This window comes from Alcaligenes sp. CHO6 (assembly GCF_037120595.1).
Lineage (GTDB): Bacteria > Pseudomonadota > Gammaproteobacteria > Burkholderiales > Burkholderiaceae_B > Alcaligenes > Alcaligenes ammonioxydans.
This window is the reverse complement of sequence record NZ_JBANCI010000002.1, coordinates 21737-42843: the sequence shown is the minus strand read 5'-3', so window position 1 is coordinate 42843 and position 21107 is coordinate 21737. Positions and strand designations below refer to the sequence as shown.

The window sequence follows — 21107 nt, the reverse complement described above, 5'->3', positions numbered from 1 at the left end:
TTCAGCTATCGATGATAGCGCAAAGCGTCAGCGACGATGCGGCAGCTGATCTGTTTGCAGTGATTCTCAGTCAGTCAATCATGGATTAAACTCTTTGATTTACTTCGCGCCTTCTGGTTGGGGTCTTCGCTTTTCTCTCATCAAGGAATGTCATGATTCGCTTTCCGCGCATCGAGCGTTTGCCGCCTTACGTGTTTAACATTACAGGCGAGCTGAAAATGGCTGCCCGCCGTCGTGGCGAGGACATCATTGATATGTCCATGGGAAACCCGGACGGTGCGACACCAGCGCATATTGTGGAAAAGCTGGTCGAGGCCGCTACCCGTCCGGACACACATGGCTATTCTGTCTCAAAAGGCATCCCGCGTTTGCGTCGAGCCGTGACCAATTGGTACGAGCGCCGCTACAATGTGCATCTGGACCCGGATCGCGAGGCGATTGTTACCATCGGCTCCAAGGAAGGTCTGGCCCATTTGATGCTGGCGACCCTGGATAAAGGCGACACCGTACTGGTGCCCAACCCCAGCTACCCCATTCATATTTATGGTGCCGTCATTGCCGGTGCCAATATCCGTTCGGTACCGATGGTTCCCGGAGTGGACTTTTTTGATGAGATCGAAAAAGCCGTTCGCGAGTCCATTCCCAAACCCAAAATGATGATTCTGGGTTTCCCCAGCAATCCGACGGCCCAGTGCGTGGACCTGTCCTTTTTTGAGCGTATTGTGGCGCTGGCTCGTGAGCACGGTATTTTGGTGGTACACGATCTGGCCTATGCCGACATTACCTTTGACGGCTACGTGGCCCCCTCCATCATGCAGGTGGAAGGCGCGCGTGAGGTAGCCGTCGAGTTTTTTACCATGAGCAAAAGCTACAATATGGCCGGTTGGCGTATTGGTTTCATGGTGGGTAACGAGTCCCTGGTCAATGCGCTGGCACGGATCAAGAGCTATCACGACTACGGCACCTTCACACCGATTCAGGTGGCTGCCATTGCGGCGCTGGAAGGGCCACAAGATTGTGTCAAGGAGGTGGTGGAGCAATACCGCCGCCGTCGCGACGTACTGGCCAAGGGCCTGCATGAGGCAGGCTGGATGGTCGATGTTCCCAAGGCATCAATGTATATCTGGGCCAAGATTCCCGAGTTCTACAAGGACATCGGTTCGCTGGAGTTTGCCAAGCGCTTACTGAGCGATGCCAAAGTAGCCGTATCCCCCGGCATCGGCTTTGGTGAGTATGGCGACAACTATGTGCGCTTTGCGCTGATCGAAAACGAGCAACGTACCCGTCAGGCGGTACGCGGCATCAAAGAAATGTTCCGTAAGGACGGATTTGTTCAATGAGTCCTATCAAAGTAGGTTTGCTGGGTTTGGGTGTGGTTGGCAGCGGCACCTGGAACGTATTGAAACGCAACGCAGATGAAATCGCTCGCCGCGCCGGTCGCCGTATCGAGGTGGTCGCCATTGCTGTGCGGGACCTGGAAAAGGCACGCGCGCTGGTGGGGGACGAAGTCACCCTGACCACGGACGGCATGGACGTGGTGCGCAACCCCGAGATCGACATTGTGGTCGAGCTGGTGGGGGGCGACACCGTGGCACGCGAATGGGTGATGGAAGCGATTGCCCAGGGCAAGCACGTGGTTACCGCCAACAAGGCGCTGCTGGCCAAGCATGGCAACAAGATTTTTGCTGCTGCTCACGAGCGCAGTGTCATGGTGGCGTTTGAAGCCGCTGTGGCCGGTGGTATTCCGATCATCAAGGCGATTCGCGAAGGCCTGACGGCCAACCGTATTCAGTGGCTGGCCGGCATTATCAACGGCACCACCAACTACATCCTGTCCGAAATGCGCAATCGTGGCGTCAGCTTTGCTGAAGCCCTGGCCGATGCCCAGCGTTTGGGTTACGCCGAAGCGGATCCTACTTTCGATATTGAAGGTGTGGACGCGGCGCACAAGCTGAGCCTGCTGGCCTCTCTGGCCTTCGGTATTCCGGTGCAGTTCAGCAAGGCCCACGTGGAAGGTATTACCAGCCTGGCACTGGAAGACCTGCACCACGCACAACGCCTGGGCTACAACATCAAGCTGCTGGGTATTACCCGCGCTCGTGAAGAAGGCATTGAGCTGCGCGTCCACCCCACACTGGTTCCGCTGCAAAGCATGCTGGCCAATGTGCAAGGTGCCATGAATGCGGTGCTGGTGCACGGCGACGCCGTGGGCCAGACCGTGTACTACGGCGCCGGTGCCGGCGCCTTGCCCACGGCCTCGGCCGTGGTGGCCGACCTGGTGGACGTCACCCGTCTGCAAACGGCAGAACCCGAGCACCGTGTCCCTTATCTGGCTTTCCAGCATAACGCCATGTCCGATACGCCCATCCTGCCTATGGATGAAGTGGTGTCCTCGTACTACCTGCGTTTGCGTGTGGACGACCGTCCAGGTGTGCTGGCGGATGTGGCCCGTATTCTGGCTCAAGCCTCGATCTCGATTGGTTCCATGTTCCAGGAACCGGCCGGCGAGCAGGCCGACATCATTTTCCTGACGCACGAAGCGCGTGAAGGTGCCATCAATGGCGCAATCAGCCAGATTCAGAATCTGCCCTTTGTACAGTCTGCCGTGACCCGTTTGCGCGTGGAGAACCTGTAATGAATTACATATCCACGCGTGGCGGCATGAAGGCCCAACCATTTTCGGACATCTTGCTGGAAGGTCTGGCTCCCGATGGCGGTCTGGCCATGCCGGAAAGCTACCCTCAGGTCAGCGCCCAGATGCTGGAATCCTGGCGCGCGCTGAGTTATCCCGAACTGGCCGCCAAGGTGTTGGGGCTGTTTGTCACGGACATTCCCGCTGACGAACTGGCTACCTTGACTGCCCGCGCTTACGCACCCGGTGTGTTCGACAGCGAGCAGGTGGTGCCTGTCAAGGAGCTGGAGCCCGGTTTTGCTTTGCTGGGTTTGTCCCAAGGTCCGACCCTGGCTTTTAAAGACATGGCCATGCAGTTCCTGGGCCAGGTTTTTGAATACGTACTCACAAAGCGCAGCAGCACGTTGAACATTCTGGGCGCCACATCCGGTGATACGGGTTCGGCGGCTGAATATGCCTTGCGCGGCAAGCGTGGCGTCAGCGTGTTCATGCTCTCGCCTTACGGTCGCATGAGTGCGTTCCAGCGCGCCCAGATGTACTCCCTGCAGGATGAAAACATCCACAACCTGTCGGTGAAGGGGGTGTTCGATGATTGCCAGGACATCGTCAAGGCCCTGGCAGGCGACCTGGAGTTCAAGTCCCAATGGCATTTGGGTGCCGTGAACTCCATTAACTGGGCGCGTATTTCTGCTCAGGTGGTGTACTACTTCTGGGGCTGGCTGCGCAGCACCACAGCGGCCGGTCAGAAAGTTTCTTTTGCTGTTCCTTCGGGCAACTTTGGCAATATTCTGTCGGGTCACATTGCCCGCCAGATGGGTCTGCCGATCGCCAAGCTGGTTCTGGCCACCAACGAAAACAATGTGCTGGAAGAGTTCTTCCGCACCGGTATTTATCGTCCCCGTGGTTCCGAGCAGACATACGCCACGTCCAGCCCGTCCATGGACATCTCCCGCGCTTCCAACTTCGAACGCTTTGTGTTTGATCTGCTGGGCCGCGATGGCAGCAAGGTCAAGGCATTGTGGGAACAATTGGCCAAAGAAGGCCAGTTCGATCTGAGCGAGCATCTGCCACGCTTCCAGGAAGAGTTCGGCTTTGTGGCTGGTGCCAGCTCGCACCAGGACCGGTTGAACACGATCGCCCAGGTGAACGAGCAGTATCAGACGCTGATCGATCCGCACACGGCCGATGGCGTCAAAGTGGCCCAGGCCTACCGTGAAGATGGCATTCCCATGCTGGTATTGGAAACCGCCTTGCCCGCTAAGTTCTCCGAGACCATTGAAGAGGCCATTGGTCAGCCCGCTCCCGTGCCAGCGCACCTGGCCGGTCTGGCTGATTTGCCACAGAAAGTGGTGGTGATGGATGCGGACGTGGCCCAAGTGCGTCGCTATATCGAGGCACATGCCCCGCGCTGATACTCGTCACTGCGCTTGTGATGAGCAGGCGCCGGTCTAAGACTGGTTTAAAACCCCGATTTTGCTGTTCCCGCTGCTCTGATCCTTGTTCAGTCGGCGAATCAGGAAAGCATCAATCGGGGTTTTTTGCCTCTTGTCTGTGCCTGGCGTTCAGACAGACAAGGCGAGCTTTGCGAGGCGCGCTGAACCTTTGCTATCTTCTCTTCATCAAAAGAACACGATATGCAGGCATGATGACGATGGCCTGTGATATCGGCAGATAGGCGGTTCGTCTATTGAACATAGAAGAAAGGATAGAAAAATCATGAGTAAAACGACTCACGTGAAATTACGTCCCCTCGAGCGCGAGGACTTGCGCTTTGTGCACCTGCTGGACAATAACGCCAGCGTGATGCGTTACTGGTTTGAAGAGCCTTACGAAACCTACGGGGAGCTGGCAGCGCTGTACGATGAGCACATTCATGATCAGCGTGAACGTCGTTTTGTGGTGGAGTGGGAGGGGCAGCCCTCCGGTGTGGTGGAACTGGTGGAAATTGATTATGTGCACCGCCGGGCAGAGTTCCAGATCATTATTGCGCCCGAGTTTCAGGGCAAGGGCATTGCCTCACGGGCGACCAAACTGGCTATCGAGTACGGATTTGGGGTGTTGAACCTGTACAAGATCGTGCTGATTGTGGATAAGGAAAACCACAAAGCGATTCACATCTATCAGAAGTTTGGCTTTCAGGTGGAAGGCGAACTCAAACACGAGTTTTTCATCAATGGCCAATATCGGGATGTGGTGCGTATGCGTTTGTTCCAGGCTGATTTTCTGGCCGCTCACAAACCGGCGCAGACTTTGCTGACACCGTCGGCGCAATAGTGTCTTGCCCCAATGGCCCCTGTTTGAAGAGCGTCTTACGCGGGGCCTTGGTTGATGGCTGGGTTTCTTGGCATGACTTCGTGTGACTACCTGGATGCGTAGGGTGCATGTGCCAGTTTATGCAGGGTCGTTTTCAAAGAGCGGATGCCGTCATGCTCAGAGCAGCAGGAAAGACAGGGGTTCGGCACCCTCGTTTCGGCTGTGCTCTGCTTGAATCCAGGACTTACAGATGCGCCGCTGTCAGACCGCTGCGTACCGCGCCTTCCAGCACACCGGGATAGCCGGTATCAGTCCAGTCGCCTGCCAAACGAATGGCAGTCCAAGGTGTCGTCACGGAAGGTCGACGCAAGCCGGGCACGGCCGCAAAAGTGGCCCGTTTTTCGATAATCAGCTCGCTGGCCCGCACCGCAGGCATGGTTTTCATGTGCCGGGTTTGGCTGCGTACCTGGGCGATAATCGTGGCAATGGCTTGCTCCCGGTCCAGCGCCTGCAGGCGTACCGCATCGCTGATGACAATCCCCACCAGCGTTTCGCCGCTACCCGGTTTCAAGGCGCTGTGATCAAACAGCCATTGCCCGCCGCTGCCACTGCTATCGTCCAGCATCAACATGGAGTGGGGCAGATTCCAGGGCTGTTCCAGTTCCAGATAGAGGGTGGCGATAGGGATATAGCTGAACGCCTCCAGATCTGCCAGCAATTGTTCGCTGGCCGGGCTGCTAGGTAGGTTGTGGAGTAAACGTGCTGCCTGAACCGGCGGGCAAGCCACAATGGCGGCATCAAAGTGCAGCCCATCAATCTGAACTCCGGCTGCGTTCAGTTCCAGTCGCTGCACCCGGTGTCCCAATTGAAGTTGAATGTCGCGCAGCGCTGGCTCACACCAAAGCTGGCTTAAGTCGGTTAGCGGGATCAGGGTTTGGCTGGCTTGACGGGGACCGCCCAGGCTGTCGCGCAGGACATGGGCAAAGAGTTGGGCGCAGGCCTGCTCAATGGGCGTATTCATGGCGGCCACACACAGCGGTTGCCAGAATAGACGGATGACATGGCTGTCTTGCTGGTGTTGCTCCAGCAACTGCAATACCGTCAGGCCTTCAGGAGTGCGCCAGTGCTGTTTCATCAGCCAACGGCAAAAACGGGCCAGCTTGATTTTTTGTGACCAGCTCAAGCCTTGAGCACCCAGCAGGCCCGTCAATAGATGCAAGGGGGCGGGCAGGGGACGGTTGCGCAGACGAAAGTGGCCGTCAGCAGCAAGGACATCCAGATCCCGGCGTTGCAAACGGGCAGATTCATCCAGGCCCACTTCCCTCATCAAGCCCAGTGTGACGGAGTAGGCCCCCAGCAGGATGTGCTGGCCATTGTCGGTGTCGCGCCCCAGATTGGGGCTGTGGATGCGGCGTGCGCGTCCGCCTATGTGACGTGAGGCCTCAAAGACACTGACCTGATGGCCCTGCGTCTTTAAGCGCCAGGCAGCGGCACAGCCTGCCCAGCCCGCCCCGATCACCGCGACTTTCATCGGCCCAGTTTGCGTTGCAGGCTACGCCCGCCCGACACCCAGGTTTTCCAGGCCAGCCAGAACTTGCGGATGGGGGTCAGGGAGATGCGTTGTTCCAGTACATGCCAGCGTTCGTCAACAATTTCGAGCAGCAAGGCATGGTAGATGGCGGCCATCAACAGGCCTGGGCGTTGTGCCCGGCGATCTGCATCGGGCAGGGCGCGCATGGCCTGGCGGTACAAGTCCTGGGCGCGTTCAGTTTGAAAGGCCATCAAGGCCTCGAAGCGTTCCGAGTGCTGCTGATCCAGAATTTCATGGGGGGCTACGCCAAACCTATCCAGATCGTCCTGAGGCAGGTAGATACGACCACGTCGAGCATCATCGCCCACGTCACGGATGATGTTGGTCAGTTGAAAAGCCAGTCCCAGTTTTTGTGCGTAATCGCTGGTCTGTTCCTGGGTCTGACCGAAAATACGTGCCGACAGCAGGCCGACCACACCGGCCGCGTGCCAGCAGTAGCGCTCCAGCTCGTTCCAGCTTTGGTAGCGTACCTGATCCAGGTCCATTTCCATCCCGTCGATCACGGCCAGCAACTCGTCCTGTGGCAGCTCAAAGGCGTGGATATGCGGAGCCAGAGCCTGCATGACCGGATGCTGGGTGCGGCCTTCATACAGGTCGGCGACCTGTGTGCGCCACCATACCAGCTTCATGCGGGCAACCGACTCCTCGTGAACCTCGTCCACTACATCGTCGACTTCGCGACAAAAGGCATACAGGGCCGTGATGGCGCGTCGACGTTCGGGCGGCAGAAACAAAAAGGCGTAGTAAAAACTGGAGCCGCTTTGGGCCGCCTTGTTTTGACAATACTCGTCTGGGCTCATGGACGTTCAGGGTCGGTAAGAGGTACGGCTCAAGCCGCGGGTGATCAGGCGCAGCCAGTCCAGGCGGGACAGGGTGGGGCGGTGACTGAAGACATCAAACTCTACCGCTTCCAGTCGTTCCAGAATGCGCAGTCCGCCCAAGACCATCATTTTCAATTCCAGGCTGATTCGTCCGGACAGATGTGCGGACAAGATCAGGCCCGCTTGCAGACGCTGACGGGCATCGGTGACCAGCAACTGCATCATGTCCTGCCAGCGTGCATCGGCCTGGGGTTGCCGCAGCAGTTGAGTGCGAGCCTGGATGTAGTCGTCATCCAGATCATGCTGCGCCAGTAGATCCTGCGGAATATAGACACGGTTTTTGTGCCAGTCCACCGCCACGTCCTGCCAGAAGTTGACCAGTTGCAAGCCTGTACAGGTGGAGTCGGCCATCTCGACCCATTCTGGCTGGTGGGCCTGATACAAATGCAGCATCAGCCGACCGACCGGGTTGGCCGAGCGCGTACAGTAATCCAGTACCTGCGCCATATCGCTGTAGCGATGCGTGGTGACGTCCTGGCGGAAGGCGGACAACAGATCCATAAAGGGCTTGAGCGGCAATTGAAAATTGCGGATGCTGGCCGCCAATGGGACAAAAATCTCGCTGTGGGGCGAATCGGGCAGAACGGGCTGATGGTACTGCAGTTGCTCGATACTGGCTTCAAACTGCGCAAGCAGCTCCAGACGTTGGGCAGCGCTTAAGTAGCCTTCATCGGCAATGTCGTCGGCGCTGCGGGCAAAACGATAAATATCGGTGACGGGTCGGCGCAGGCGACGCGGCAGCAGCACAGAGGCGACAGGGAAGTTTTCATAGTGCTCGATAGACATAGTCCGCCAGTATACGGCTTTCGTTTCCACTAGGGCTGGTTTAGACTTTCGTATTGCTTCGGGGAGAACCATGCCACGTCCAATCTCGGCCACCATTCATATTGCGTCACTGCGTCACAATCTCGATATGGTTATTCAGAGCCTGAATAATGCTACGGCTCCATCTGGTGTAAAACGGCCCCATATCTGGGCCGTCATGAAGGCCAATGCTTACGGCCATGACATCGAAAATGCCGTGCGGGCATTCAGTGCCGCCGAAGGTATGGCGATGCTGGACCTGAAAGAAGCCATACGCTGCCGGGCTGCCGGCTGGACCGGTCCCATCATGTTGCTGGAAGGTTTTTTCCAGCCTGAAGATCTGGATGTGCTGGCTGAGTTTGGCCTGACCACCGTGATTCATTGCCACGAGCAGCTCAAGATGCTGGAGCAGTGGAAAGGCGGAGCGGCCCTGAACGCCATGGTCAAGCTCAACAGTGGCATGAACCGCCTGGGTTTCAGTGTGGATGATTACCCTGCTGCCTTTGAGCGCGCCCAACGGCTGCAAAAAGCGGGCAAGTTGGGTTCGGTGGGGCGCATGACGCACTTTGCGCGCGCGGACGACAATATTGATGCCACGTTGGAGCAGATTCGCTGCTTTAACCGGATTACCGATGGTTTGCCAGGCCCGGTCAGTGTTTGCAATTCGGCCGCTACCCTCAGCCCCGATCTGGGGGTTTACATGCCCTCTGGCCCGGATCATTGGGTGCGCCCCGGAATCTGTCTGTATGGCAGCTCGCCGTTTGCATCAATCAGCGCTGAAGATTTCGGTTTGCAGCCGGGCATGACCTTGGCTGCTGAAATCATCAGCGTGCGCGGCGTCAAGCAAGGAGAGGGTATCGGCTACGGCCATACCTATGTGGCAGAGCAGGCGATGCGAATTGGCGTGGTGGCCTGTGGTTACGCCGATGGTTATCCGCGTCATGCAGGAACCGGTACTCCGGTCACCGTCAACGGTGTCCGTACCCGTTTGCTCGGTCGTGTCTCCATGGATATGCTGGCCGTAGACCTCACCCCGGTGCCCGCCGCCGGTGTAGGCAGTCAGGCGGTGTTGTTCGGTCAAGGCGGGCCCAGTGTGGACGAGGTTGCAGCGGCTGCCGGAACCCTGGGCTACGAATTGATTTGTGCGGTGGCGCCCCGCGTGCCGCGCGTCGTCCAGAATTAACACCAACAAGGCATAGCCATGAAAAATAAATGCGTACTCGTTACCGGCGCTACCAAAGGAATCGGTTGGGCCATCAGCCAAAGACTGGCTGATGCCGGCGCTCATGTGGTGGGACTGGCCCGCCACACGGAAAATATTGATTTCCCCGGCTATTTGTATTCCTGCGATTTGAGCAATGCAGGAGAAACCGAGGAAATGCTGCGCGTCATCCGCGAAAAATACCCGGTGGATGCGGTAGTGAACAATGTAGGAATGGTCGCGCCTGAGCCTATTGGTCAGGTGGATCTGGGCAATCTCTATCAGGTGTTTGACCTGAATGTGCGCGTGGCGGTGCAGGTGGCCCAGGCTTTCATCCCGTCGATGAAGGCGCGCAAGGAAGGCCGTATCGTCAATATCTGCAGTCGTGTCGTGCACGGCGGTTTCGACCGTACCAGCTATGCCGCCGCCAAAAGTGCCTTGCTGGGATGTACCCGCACCTGGGCGCTGGAACTGGCTCCTTATGGCATTACCGTCAACGCGGTGTCTCCTGGTCCGATCGAAACCGAATTGTTCCGTGCCAACCATCCTGTCGGCAGTGAAGCCGAGCAACGCAGTCTGTCCTCCATTCCTTTAGGGCGTTTTGGACAGGCCGCGGAAGTGGCCGCGGCTGTCACCTTCCTGCTCAGCGATGAAGCGGCCTATATCACCGGCCAGAATCTGGGCGTGGATGGCGGCGGCAGCCTGGCCGGACGTTAAGGAATTATTATGGCCACCAGTACTCGTGCGGCCCGCAAGGCCAAAGTGGTATTTGTTTGCACAGAGTGCGGGGCAGATACACCCAAGTGGGCGGGAAAATGCCCTGCCTGTGGAGCCTGGAACAGTCTGCAGGAAACCGTGGAGAGTCCGGCCGCCGCCAGCGCCCACCGTTTTGCCTCTTTGGCAGGCTCCAGTCCGGTTCAAAGTCTTTCCGATGTGCAGGCGCGAGAGCTCCCGCGGGTGCCAACCGGCATTGGCGAGTTTGATCGCGTTCTGGGCGGCGGGCTGGTGGAAGGGGGCGTGATTCTGATCGGGGGTGATCCCGGTGTGGGCAAGTCCACGCTATTGTTGCAGGCCATGGCCGCTTTGGCCCAGCAAACCAAGGTTCTGTACGTCACTGGTGAGGAGTCTGCCGAGCAAGTTGCCTTGCGTGCCCGTCGTTTGGGCGTGCCAACGGAAGGGGTCGACCTGCTGGCCGAAATTCGCTTGGAATCCATCAGTCAGGCCTTGCAGTCTCATCAACCCAGCGTGGTGGTGATCGATTCGATCCAGACCCTGTATTCGGATCAGCTCAGCGCCGCTCCCGGCTCAGTCTCGCAGGTGCGAGAATGTGCGGCTCAACTGACGCGTCTGGCCAAGCAAAGCGGCACCTCCATGATTTTCATCGGTCACGTCACCAAGGACGGGACCTTGGCCGGTCCCCGTGTGCTGGAGCACATTGTGGACACGGTACTGTATTTCGAAGGCGATACCCATTCGTCTTTCCGCATGGTGCGCGCGTTCAAGAACCGCTTTGGGGCGGTCAATGAATTAGGCGTGTTTGCCATGACGGAAAAAGGCCTGAAGGGAGTCAGTAATCCCTCGGCCCTGTTTTTGTCGCAGCATTCCCAAACCGTGGCCGGTTCCTGCGTCATGGCCACCCAGGAAGGCACACGGCCCTTGCTGGTCGAGATTCAGGCCTTGGTGGATTCGGCGCATGTGCCAAACCCGCGTCGCCTGTCGGTGGGGCTGGAAAGCTCGCGTCTGGCCATGTTGCTGGCGGTGATGCATCGCCATGCAGGCGTGGTTACTTACGATCAGGACGTGTTCGTCAATGCCGTAGGGGGTGTCAAGATTACCGAGCCGGCGGCTGATCTGGCCGTACTTCTGGCCATATTGTCCTCGCTGAATAATCGTCCCTTGCCGCGTGGCCTGGTGGTGTTCGGGGAAATCGGCCTGGCCGGCGAAATCCGTCCTGCTCCTCGCGGCCAGGAGCGTTTGCGTGAAGCGGCCAAGCTCGGGTTCAGCATTGCCCTGATTCCCAAGAGCAATGCGCCGCGTCAGCCGGTTGAAGGCCTGGAAATCTGGGCGGTAGATCGGGTCGAGGACGCTGTCGATCGACTGCGCAACCTGTAATAGCCATGATAAGCCTTGAATTGATCCTGGCCTGCTTGCTGGGAGGCGCGCTTATTGGCTACACCGGTGGTGTCCTGGGCATTGGAGGCGGTTTGCTGGCTATCCCCTTGCTTGGCCTGGTGTTGGGCATGGACCAGCAAACAGCTCAAGGTACGGCGCTGATTATGGTGGTGCCCGCCGTGCTCATGACCGTGCGTCAGTACCATCGTCACAATCATATCGATTTTCGCCGGGCCGCCTTGGGGGCCATGTCTTCCATGCTCTTTACCTGGCTGGGCGCACGTCTGGCGCTGGGCATGGATGCCATCTTGCTGCGCCGTATCTACTCGTTATTTGTGATGGCGATCGCCTTGTATTATTTTGATCAGAGTTTGGGCTTTTCGCGGCGGCGCCGTCGCACTGGGACACCGCGGCCAGACCCGCAATCTTTTGGTCAAGCCTGGTATGTTGCCGTTGGCATGATGGCCGGTTTGGCGGGGGGAGTATTCGGGGTGGGGGGCGCAGTCCTGGTGGTGCCGTTTCTGACCAGTCGCATGGGCTACAGCCAGACCGGCGCACAAGGGTTGGCGCTGTCCATGATTATTCCGGGTACCCTGGTTGCATTGGCAACCTACGCTTTTCATGGTCAGGCCGCCTGGCAGGTCGGTATTCCCCTGGCGGTGGGCAGTTTGATGCTGGTACCTTTCGGTGTACGGCTGGCCCACCGGCTGCCCGAGAACCGCCTGAAGTTTATTTTTGCCTGCATGTTGGTACTGATCATGGCCTTGTTGCTGGTCCGAGCCTGAGGAGCCGTTGTGAGCGCCCAATCCGAAATTGTCTATTCTTTGCCGGGGGGCGGTGCCCTGCTGGCACCGGAGCTGGCCAAGCAGCTGGATCTGGAACCCCAGGCCTTGCAGCGCTGGTTCGAGGCCGCCTCCTACGGTGATCAGGCCAGCAAAGTGGGCCAGGGTGGCCGACAGGCCGCCTGGTTTGTGAACGGGCCCTTTGGCCAGGCTGTGCTGCGTCACTATCGCCGTGGTGGTCTGGTGGCCCGCTTCAATGAATCGGCCTACCTGTGGCAAGGGGCCTCGCGCACTCGCAGTTGGCGAGAATTTCAGGTGATGTCTTATTTGCACAACAAGGGTTTGGCCGTTCCCAAAGTGCTGGCCGGGGCATGGTGGCAACACGGTTTTTGCTACCGTGCGGCCTTGATAAGCCAGCGGGTGCCCGATGTGCAGCCTTTGAGTATGTGCCTGGACCGGGCCCGCCCCGAAGCGGTGGCGCACGAGATTGTCCGCATGCATCAATTCGAGGTTTGGCACGCTGACCTTAACGCCTACAATATTTTGCTGGATGCGAATGACAAAGTCTGGCTGATCGATTTTGACCGAGCACGACAGGGGCCTGTCAGCCCCGCCCAGGCGCTGGGCAATGTGCAACGTCTCAGGCGATCCTTGCTCAAAGTGTGTGGGTCGCAGGGCGACAGGTGGTGGCAGCAGATGTTTTCAGCTTACCGTCACGAAACGCAGCGTTAATTACGACTACGGGCTTTAAAAAAGCTTTATCATCTCGCCTTTTGGGTTTTTCGCTTTCGATAGGAAGGGGACTCGCGATGTCTTTTGGGATGAACACACCACAGGTGCTCGCTGGCCTGCTGGCCGCTGCCGCCATCATGCCTGTTGCACAGGCGCAGAATCAGGTTGTTAACGTTTATAACTGGGCTGAATATACAGCTCCCGACACCTTGTCCGGCTTTCAGAAAGCCACTGGGATTACCGTGCGGTATGACGTTTATGACAATAACGACACCTTGCAGGCCAAGCTGTTGACGGGTAAGTCGGGCTATGACGTCGTGGTCCCGTCCACCCATTACGCAGCCCGTCAGATCGAAGGTGGTTTGTTCCAGAAGCTGGATAAAAGTCAGATCCCCAACTGGTCTCACCTGGACCCGGACATCATGGCCCTGCTCTCGGATGTGGACCCGGGAAATGAGTATCTGATTCCCTGGGGTTACGGCACCAATGGCCTAGGCTACAACGTTACCAAGGTCAAGGAAATCATGGGCGAGCAAGTCGACCTGGGGAACTGGGACATGCTGTTCAAGCCTGAAAATGCCGAAAAACTGAAAGGCTGTGGCATTTCCATTCTGGATGAAGCCGCGCAGGTTTTTCCGGCCGTCCTGCACTACATCGGCAAAGACCCCAACAGCAGCAACGAGGCCGATTATCGTGAGGCTCTGGATCTGCTCAAACAGATTCGTCCATACGTGCGTCAGTTCAGCTCTTCGGGTTATATCGATGAGCTGGCCGCGGGCGATCTGTGCATGGTCTACGGTTTTTCCGGCGATGTCATGATCTCTGCCGACCGTGCGCGTCAGGCCAACAAACCCTACGCCATTGACTACTACATACCCAAAGGCGGGGCGCCGGTCTGGTTTGACACCATGGCCATTCCCAAGAGCGCGACCAATGTGAAAGAGGCGCATGCCTTTATCAACTACATTGAAACGCCGGAAGTACACGCCGCCATTACCAACACCATGTTCTACCCGAACGCCAATAAAGATGCGCGCGAGTTCGTGGTCAAGGAAGTGGCCGACAACCCCATGATTTACCCATCGCCCGAAGTCTCCAAGACTTTGTTCGTAATCAAACCGCAGCCATTGAAGGTGCAGCGTTTGCAAACGCGCCTGTGGGCTGAACTCAAGTCTGGACGTTAGGCATCATGCAAGATATCCGTACCGGAACCTCGCCCTGGATGGATGGCGAGGACGCTTTCGTGCGTGTGGACGAAGTCGTCAAGATTTTTGGCGACACCGTGGCTGTCCAGTCCGTGAGTCTGGACGTGGCCCGTCACGAGATTTTTGCCCTGCTGGGCAGTTCGGGCAGTGGCAAGTCGACCTTGTTGCGTATGCTGGCTGGATTCGAGGAGCCGACTTCCGGTCGGATTTATCTGGATAATGAGGACATTACCGACCTGCCGCCCTACCGGCGGCCGGTCAATATGATGTTCCAGTCCTATGCGCTGTTCCCGCATATGTCGGTCGAGGCCAATGTGGCCTTTGGCCTGAAGCAGGAAGGCGTGCCTCGCAACGAAATCCATGAGCGTGTCTTTGAGGCGCTGGATCTGGTGCAGATGGCTGGCTTTTCACGCCGCAAACCCAACCAGTTGTCAGGCGGGCAGCAACAGCGTGTCGCTCTGGCGCGTAGCCTGGTCAAGCGTCCCAAGCTGCTTTTGCTGGACGAACCCATGTCCGCCCTGGACAAGCAGATTCGTCAGAAGACGCAGATTGAACTGGTCAAAATCCTGGAACGCGTGGGCGTGACCTGCATTATGGTGACCCACGATCAGGAAGAGGCCATGACCATGGCCAGTCGTCTGGCAGTCATGTCGGATGGCCAGATCATCCAGTCGGGTACGCCGTACGATGTGTATTCCTTTCCGAACTCGCGCTTTGTGGCGGGCTTTATCGGTTCCACCAATCTGTTTACCGGTGTGGTGACGGTGGACGAGCCCGATCATGTGCATATCGAGTGCGAGGAGTTAAGCCGTCCGCTGTACGTTAGCCACGGGATCAGCGAGCCGCTGGGCATGGACGTGTACGTGTCCATCCGCCCTGAGCAGATCAAGGTCAGCCGCGAGCTGCCCTCCGAAGATACCAACTGGGGCCACGGCATCGTGACCCACGTGTCCTGGATGGGCAGCTACACCCGCTACCAGATCCGTCTGGATGCCGGCATGCTGATCGAAGCGCAAATGCCCAGTGGCACTTTGGCTCAACCCGACGCACCTGGCGTGGACGAAGAGGTCTACGTGTCTTGGTCTGATGACAGCGTAGCGGTGCTGAGCACATGAAAAATCTGTCCTGGCGCAAACTGCTGCCCACCAGTCGTACGCTGGTGGTGGCGCCCACGTTTTTGTGGATGATCCTGTTTCTGCTGGTGCCCTTTTTACTCGTGCTCAAGATCAGCTTTGCCGATCTTGATTTTGGGGTGCCGCCTTACACACCGTTGGCCCAGATTGCCGATGAAAGCATTTCCTTCGTGCTGAACCTGCGCGGGTATATTTTGCTGTTCAGCGACAATCTGTATCTGGCTACCTATTTCAGCTCCCTGAAGATGGCTGCGGTTACCACGATCTTCTGTGTGCTGATCGGCTATCCGGTGGCCTACTATATCGCCCGCTCGTCGCCGGCCGTTCGCAGCCTGCTGTTGCTGGCTGTGATTTTGCCCTTCTGGACATCCATGCTCTTGCGCGTGTATGCCTGGGTGGGCATTTTGCGTGGTGATGGTTTGCTTAATCAGGCATTGATGGGACTGGGGCTGATTGATGCTCCCTTGGAAATCTACCGTACCGATCTGGCGGTGTATATCGGTCTGATCTACGCGTATCTGCCGTTTTTTATCCTGCCCTTGTATGCCAATCTGGTCAAACTGGATATGCGCCTGCTTGAGGCGGCCTACGACTTGGGTGCCCGACCCTGGTCGGCTTTCTGGAACGTCACCTTGCCCATGTCCATGTCGGGTGTGGTGGCCGGTGCCATGCTGGTGTTTATCCCGGCGGTTGGCGAATACGTGATTCCGGAAATGCTGGGGGGGGCCGATACCTTGATGATGGGCCGGGTCATGTGGACGGAGTTTTTCAATAATGCCGATTGGCCGATGGCTGCGGCGGTAACCTGCGTGATGGTCTTGCTGCTCATCATTCCCTTGATCCTGTTCCAGTACAGCCAGATGCGACAAATGGAAGCACAGCGGGGAGGCCGTCGATGACCAAACCCAATCCCTGGTTGCGTGCCCTGGTCCTGACATTGGGCTTTGGCTTTCTCTACATTCCGATTCTGTTCCTGATCGTCTTTTCATTTAATGATTCGGCCATCATGACCTCCTGGTCGGGTTTTTCTTTTCGCTGGTACGAGTCCCTGTTTCAGGACAGGGCTTTGCTCAGTGCTGCCAAGCTGTCTTTTCTGATTGCGGTACTGACAGCGAGCATGGCCACGATTCTGGGTACCTGGGCTGCCTATGTGCTCGCGCGCATGGGGCGTTTTAAGGGCTTTGCCCTGTACATTGGCCTTGTCAGTGCTCCGCTGGTCATTCCGGAGGTGGTGCTGGGCATATCCCTGCTGCTGATGTTTGTGGAGCTGAATGCTTTGTTTGGCTGGCCGGAGCAAAACGGTATCTTCACCATCTGGATCGGGCACGTGGTGCTGTGTACCGCGTATGCCACGGTGATTTTGCAGTCGCGTATGCGTGAGCTGGATCGCTCGCAGGAAGAGGCGGCGCTGGACTTGGGCGCCACGCCCTTGAAAGCATTTTTCCAGGTTGTTCTGCCCTCGATTGTGCCGGCCTTGATGGCCGCCTGGTTGCTGGCCTTTACCCTGTCGCTCGACGATGTGGTGATTGCCTCTTTCCTGTCTGGCCCGGGCTTTACTACCTTGCCTGTGGAGGTGTTTTCGCGCGTACGTCTGGGCCTCAAGCCCGAGATTAACGCCCTGGCAACGTTGCTGATTTTGGTCATTGGTATTTTTTTCGTGTTCGCCAATCGCCTGCAGGCACGCCGCGAGCGCCGCGCTTGATTGATAAGGAGTTCTGCCATGTTCACCATGTACGGTTTGAAAAATTGCAGTACCTGCCAAAAGGCCATCGCCTGGTTTGAGCAAAACGGCCTGTCGCTCAGTTTTGTGGATTACCGCGAGCATCCTTTGGAAGCGGCTCGTTTGCAGCAATGGGCGCACGAGCTGGGTGGCTGGCCCAAGCTGGTCAACCGGGCTTCCATGACCTGGCGCAATCTGCCTGCGCAACGCAAAGAGCCGCAGGACGATGCCCAATGGCTGGCTTTGATTGCCGAGTTTCCCGCCTTGGTACGCCGCCCCTTGCTGATTACACCTGACGGTGAGGTCAGCGTGGGTTTCAATGAAGGCAAGTTTGCCGCTCGTTTTCTTAAATAAACCATGGGGGGCCAAGCCCCCCGATTTTTATATCTGCCATGTACACACAGTCCGAACTCAAACAACAGGTGGCGCAGGCCGCAGTTGAATACGTCCTTCCTTTCCTGACGCCTGATTCCATCTTGGGTGTGGGTACCGGTTCCACGGTCGATTTGTTTATTGATGCGTTGGCGATCCACAAGCATGCCTTCAAAGCCGCAGCGTCCAGCTCGGAGCGCTCGACGGCTCGTCTGCAAAGCCTGGGTATTGCGGTGCAAGACCTCAACACCATCGAACGCATGGACTGGTATGTGGATGGTGCAGACGAAATCGATGCGGCGCTGAACATGACCAAGGGAGGCGGCGGCGCCTTGACCCGCGAAAAAATCGTGGCTTCAGTGTCGGACAAGTTCCTGTGCATCGTGGACGAGAGCAAGCTGGTGGAGCGCCTGGGCGCGTTTCCCTTGCCGGTGGAAGTCATCCCCATGGCTAAAAACGCTGTCGCCCGTCAGCTGCGTGCCCTGGGTGGCACTCCTGTCGAGCGTGCGGGCTTTGTCACCGATAACGGTGGCCTGATTCTGGACGTGTCCGGTCTGTCCATTGAGGACCCGGCAGCCTTGGAGGCACGCATCAATAATATGCCTGGGGTGGTGTGTTGCGGCCTGTTCGCGATTGCGCCTGCCAGCGTGGCCTTGATTGCCGGTCAGCAAGGGGTGCGTACGCTCTTGGCTGACGGTTTCTGAATTTTAATGTCTCTGTCATAATCGGTGCTTAATCTATGAATGGATTAAGCGCTGGCGCGAGCCATTTTGCTGTTACAGAAGGCCACTATGAACGAACATACCAATAAGCAGTTTCACTCCGATCTGGAGGCTACCCGTTCACTGTTTTTGCAGATGGGCGGCATCGTTGAATCGATGGTCCGGAGTGCGACCGAAGCCTTGCAGACAGGGGATATGTCGCTGGTCGATCAGGTTCGCGAGCGTGAGAAAGAAATCAATCGCCTCGAGGTGGAGATTGACGAGCGCATCACCAACCTGATTGCCCGCAATCAGCCAACTGCCATTGACCTGCGCATGTTGCTGTCCATCTCCAAGATGCTGACCGATATGGAACGCTGCGGGGACGAAGCCGAGCGCATCGCCAAGATGGCGCGCCGTTTGCACGAAGGCACGGCAGGCTACGAGCCCGTTGTGGAGCTGCGCCACATGAGCGCCTCGGTCGCTGGCATGATCAACGATGTCCTCGATGCCTTTGCGCGTCAGGATGCGGTGCATGCGGCACAGATTGTGCGCAGTGACAAGGAAGTGGATCGTGAGTGGAAAGGTTCGTTGCGCCACATCATTACCTACATGATCGAGGACCCGCGCACGATCTCGCACTCCATCGACCTGATCTTTATTGCCCGTGCGCTGGAGCGCATTGGCGATCACGCCAAGAACATGGCGGAACGGGTGATCTACATGGTTCGCGGCGATGATGTGCGTCACACGGGTGTGAAAAACACCGAACGTACAGCGCGTGGTGAGCCGTTGCCAGAGCCGGAATCTGAAGACAAAGTCTGATTCTGATGTGGTGGGCCTGTGTGTTTCAAGCCTTGCATGCATCCATGCAAGGCTTGATTGCTTTCAGCACGTAGGGCGGCATCTGACTGCCGTGCCAGGACGGTAGGTTAAAAGCCCAGGCGATGGCCCAATGGTGCGCAGCCTGGGTAGAACCGGGTTCGAACGAGTACCGCGTCTTGCACGGTAATGAATGAGGGGTGCTCCCACCAGATAGGGGTCAGGGTAGGACGTGCCAGCAGGTAGCCTTGTGCCCCCTGTGCACCGGAATGGCGCACAAGGTCCAGATCCGCCTCATTCTCCACGCCCTCAATGATGACATAGGCGCTGTAGTCGGCGCAGACATTGACCAAATTGCGCAGCAAGTGCGTGGGTTGGCCGGGGCGTCGTGCTCGAAGCAAAATCGAGCGATCAATTTTCACAATATCCGCGTGGGTCTGTACCAGAAAGGCCAGGGTGCTGTTGCCTGAGCCGGTATCGTCCAGAGCAATGCGCGCCCCCAGGTTTTGCAGTTGGGCGATAAGACGCAAGGCTGTGGGTTTGTGGGCAATGGAGCCTGTCTCTGTTATCTCCAGAATAAGGCGTTGAGCGACATCCGGCCGGCTGTCCAGGTAGCTGAAGAAATCCTGCCACCATAAATCATCCTGCAAAGAGCCGGCAGACAGGTTGGCCCCCAGACACAGGGCAGGGTTGGCATTGAGTAGCCCCACCACACTTCCGAGCACGCTGCGATCCAGGCGTGAAATCAGCCCCAGCCGCTCCATGGCAGCTATTGCGTCGGGTAAGGAATAGTCCGCGCCGCGCGAGTGACGAATCAGGGCTTCCTCATAGAAGGCGGCACCCTGATGTTTTGCGTCCAGGTGATAAATGGGTTGAAAGGCCAACGCTAACAAGCCGTCTTGCAGGTCGTCCAGCATCCGGACCGCCAGGTTCATATCGTTCCGATAGGTCCTGGCCCAGACCTTGTGCCAGACAGCCAGTGTGGCGGGGTGATGGTGAGAGCTGGGGTTAGGAACCGGTGGATGGAGCAGGTCCGTATCGTACTGGCGACTGTCGTAGTGATAGGCCACTTGAGTATGCAGATAAATGCGCTTGTCGCCCTGGCTGATGGGGTCGCACTCCAGAGCAGCGCCCAGCAACTGGGCCAGGGCATTGGGGTGGGCACGTTGAAAGCGCGCCTGACTGCTCAGGCGGTGCAAGGTGATCAGAACATAGTCTCCCTGGATAAGCACCTCTCCAGCGTTCAGACCGCAGTCCAGTAGTCGCTGCTGCACCGTATCCAGCACAAAGCGATGAAACTCAGAACCATACAAGGCCTGCAGATAACTGAGATTGACCAGCCATAAACGCAAGTGGGTGGAGTAGGGGGCAATCTCGGGTAAGTCTAGGCGGCACATGAACTTCTTTTCCTGTGGGTAAAGCAGTAAGCGGCTGTGCGGTTCAGTGGCTCGGCGTTTGGCGCGTGCTTGACTGCGCAGACATGAACACGTGAGGGGCCTGTTTGGCTTGAGGGTCGGCAAACCGGTTATGGCTTGGCGTAGAAGTGGACCAAGGTAGGGGGCGGCTCTGGACAGGGTGTTCCTTAGCCCGTTATTCCTGTGTTTGTACTGCGTCCGCTACCTGGCTTGGACTCCCTGAGCGTGTATCAAGGCCAGCCGTGATTTTGTGCCTTGGGGCTCTGAGTAGCTTTTAAAAATGCTTTTTTATTTTGATTTTTGACCAGTCTGAAACGTAATTGTGGCGGAGGGTTTCATTTATTTACGTTCCTCTCGGGGGGGAAGTGCTGGGCGGAGGCGTGCGCAAAGAGGGAGGGCGGTGAGTGGAGAGCAATAAATAACCCCCGGAGCACGATGAACATGCTCCGGGGGCGGGTGTGTGGCCTGCTGGTACGTTTAGGCCTGGGGGGCGGTAAAGCCGTCGGCTTCCACGTCCTTGTCTTCAAACAGATATTGTTCCATCTGCTCTTTCAGGTAGCTGCGGGCACGGGCGTCAGCCAGATTCAGGCGGTTTTCATTGACCAGCCGGGTTTGCACTTCCATCCAGTTGGCCCAGGCCTGTTTGGAGATCGAGCGCCAGATTTTGGTGCCCAACTCGCCCGGATAAGGGGGGAACTCCAGGCCCTCGGCTTCCTGCTTGAGCTTCACACAGTGAATCATGCGTGCCATA

At 57.6% G+C, this 21107-nt stretch carries 21 protein-coding genes; 16 read left to right on the top strand and 5 right to left on the bottom strand.

Annotated elements, in window-relative coordinates:
* Nucleotides 1–152: 152 nt before the first annotated feature.
* The 4 genes from alaC (at nt 153) to speG (ending at nt 4906) form a co-directional block, all read left to right on the top strand.
* The gene (alaC, locus tag V6936_RS08210) at nt 153–1340 is read left to right on the top strand and encodes an alanine transaminase (protein ID WP_131071410.1); all 1188 of its coding nucleotides are present in this window, start codon (nt 153–155) and stop codon (nt 1338–1340) included.
* The gene (locus V6936_RS08205) at nt 1337–2635 is read left to right on the top strand and encodes a homoserine dehydrogenase (protein WP_301606997.1); all 1299 of its coding nucleotides are present in this window, start codon (nt 1337–1339) and stop codon (nt 2633–2635) included. The genes alaC and V6936_RS08205 overlap by 4 nt, the downstream gene beginning before the upstream one ends.
* Nucleotides 2635–4044 carry a threonine synthase gene (gene thrC / locus V6936_RS08200; protein ID WP_003802433.1) on the top strand — a complete coding sequence of 470 codons (1410 nt, stop codon included), beginning with the start codon at nt 2635–2637 and terminating at the stop codon, nt 4042–4044. Before V6936_RS08205 ends, thrC begins: the two co-directional genes overlap by 1 nt.
* A gap of 304 nt (nt 4045–4348) precedes the next feature.
* Nucleotides 4349–4906: a spermidine N1-acetyltransferase gene (speG, locus tag V6936_RS08195; RefSeq protein ID WP_219235844.1), complete on the top strand. Its 558-nt coding sequence runs from the start codon at nt 4349–4351 to the stop codon at nt 4904–4906.
* Nucleotides 4907–5129: 223 nt separating this feature from the next.
* Here the strand turns inward: speG and hpnE are convergent, their stop codons facing one another.
* The 3 genes from hpnE to hpnC are packed head-to-tail and all read right to left on the bottom strand — an operon-like array spanning nt 5130 to nt 8143.
* Nucleotides 5130–6416: a hydroxysqualene dehydroxylase HpnE gene (hpnE, locus tag V6936_RS08190; protein ID WP_301606999.1), complete on the bottom strand. Its 1287-nt coding sequence runs from the start codon at nt 6414–6416 to the stop codon at nt 5130–5132.
* The gene (gene hpnD / locus V6936_RS08185) at nt 6413–7276 is read right to left on the bottom strand and encodes a presqualene diphosphate synthase HpnD (protein WP_003802429.1); all 864 of its coding nucleotides are present in this window, start codon (nt 7274–7276) and stop codon (nt 6413–6415) included. The genes hpnE and hpnD overlap by 4 nt, the downstream gene beginning before the upstream one ends.
* Nucleotides 7277–7282: 6 nt before the next feature.
* Nucleotides 7283–8143, bottom strand: a complete 861-nt coding sequence (hpnC, locus tag V6936_RS08180) for a squalene synthase HpnC (protein WP_336579716.1) — start codon at nt 8141–8143, stop codon at nt 7283–7285.
* Between the two features lie 70 nt (nt 8144–8213).
* Here hpnC and alr point away from each other — a divergent pair, with 70 nt between their 5' ends.
* The 12 genes from alr (at nt 8214) to phoU (ending at nt 18944) form a co-directional block, all read left to right on the top strand.
* Entirely contained in the window at nt 8214–9344 is a 1131-nt protein-coding gene (gene alr, locus V6936_RS08175; protein WP_003802426.1) for an alanine racemase, read from the top strand.
* Nucleotides 9345–9362: 18 nt separating this feature from the next.
* Entirely contained in the window at nt 9363–10079 is a 717-nt protein-coding gene (locus V6936_RS08170; protein ID WP_003802425.1) for an SDR family oxidoreductase, read from the top strand.
* Between the two features lie 9 nt (nt 10080–10088).
* Nucleotides 10089–11474 (top strand): DNA repair protein RadA, encoded by a 1386-nt coding sequence (gene radA / locus V6936_RS08165; RefSeq protein ID WP_059318558.1) that lies wholly within the window; start codon nt 10089–10091, stop codon nt 11472–11474.
* Between the two features lie 5 nt (nt 11475–11479).
* Nucleotides 11480–12259 (top strand): sulfite exporter TauE/SafE family protein, encoded by a 780-nt coding sequence (locus V6936_RS08160; protein ID WP_003802423.1) that lies wholly within the window; start codon nt 11480–11482, stop codon nt 12257–12259.
* Nucleotides 12260–12268: 9 nt separating this feature from the next.
* Nucleotides 12269–12988, top strand: coding sequence for a 3-deoxy-D-manno-octulosonic acid kinase (locus V6936_RS08155; protein ID WP_003802422.1), 720 nt, complete (start codon nt 12269–12271; stop codon nt 12986–12988).
* An 89-nt stretch (nt 12989–13077) separates the two neighbouring features.
* On the top strand, nt 13078–14172 hold the full coding sequence (locus tag V6936_RS08150; RefSeq protein WP_407927738.1) for a polyamine ABC transporter substrate-binding protein: 1095 nt from the start codon (nt 13078–13080) through the stop codon (nt 14170–14172).
* Between the two features lie 5 nt (nt 14173–14177).
* Nucleotides 14178–15308, top strand: coding sequence for an ABC transporter ATP-binding protein (locus V6936_RS08145; protein ID WP_059318559.1), 1131 nt, complete (start codon nt 14178–14180; stop codon nt 15306–15308).
* Nucleotides 15305–16225 carry an ABC transporter permease subunit gene (locus V6936_RS08140; protein ID WP_003802419.1) on the top strand — a complete coding sequence of 307 codons (921 nt, stop codon included), beginning with the start codon at nt 15305–15307 and terminating at the stop codon, nt 16223–16225. The genes V6936_RS08145 and V6936_RS08140 overlap by 4 nt, the downstream gene beginning before the upstream one ends.
* Nucleotides 16222–17028 carry an ABC transporter permease subunit gene (locus V6936_RS08135; RefSeq protein WP_336579714.1) on the top strand — a complete coding sequence of 269 codons (807 nt, stop codon included), beginning with the start codon at nt 16222–16224 and terminating at the stop codon, nt 17026–17028. The genes V6936_RS08140 and V6936_RS08135 overlap by 4 nt, the downstream gene beginning before the upstream one ends.
* Before the next feature lie 18 nt (nt 17029–17046).
* Entirely contained in the window at nt 17047–17400 is a 354-nt protein-coding gene (locus V6936_RS08130; RefSeq protein ID WP_003802417.1) for a Spx/MgsR family RNA polymerase-binding regulatory protein, read from the top strand.
* Between the two features lie 38 nt (nt 17401–17438).
* Nucleotides 17439–18122, top strand: coding sequence for a ribose-5-phosphate isomerase RpiA (gene rpiA / locus V6936_RS08125; protein ID WP_003802416.1), 684 nt, complete (start codon nt 17439–17441; stop codon nt 18120–18122).
* Between the two features lie 87 nt (nt 18123–18209).
* Nucleotides 18210–18944, top strand: a complete 735-nt coding sequence (gene phoU / locus V6936_RS08120) for a phosphate signaling complex protein PhoU (RefSeq protein WP_003802415.1) — start codon at nt 18210–18212, stop codon at nt 18942–18944.
* Nucleotides 18945–19051: 107 nt separating this feature from the next.
* On the opposite strand, the gene V6936_RS08115 is transcribed toward phoU, so the two are convergent.
* Nucleotides 19052–20338, bottom strand: coding sequence for an EAL domain-containing protein (locus tag V6936_RS08115; protein WP_336579713.1), 1287 nt, complete (start codon nt 20336–20338; stop codon nt 19052–19054).
* A gap of 495 nt (nt 20339–20833) precedes the next feature.
* Nucleotides 20834–21106 (bottom strand): oxidative damage protection protein, encoded by a 273-nt coding sequence (locus tag V6936_RS08110; RefSeq protein ID WP_003802413.1) that lies wholly within the window; start codon nt 21104–21106, stop codon nt 20834–20836.
* Nucleotide 21107 lies beyond the last annotated feature (1 nt).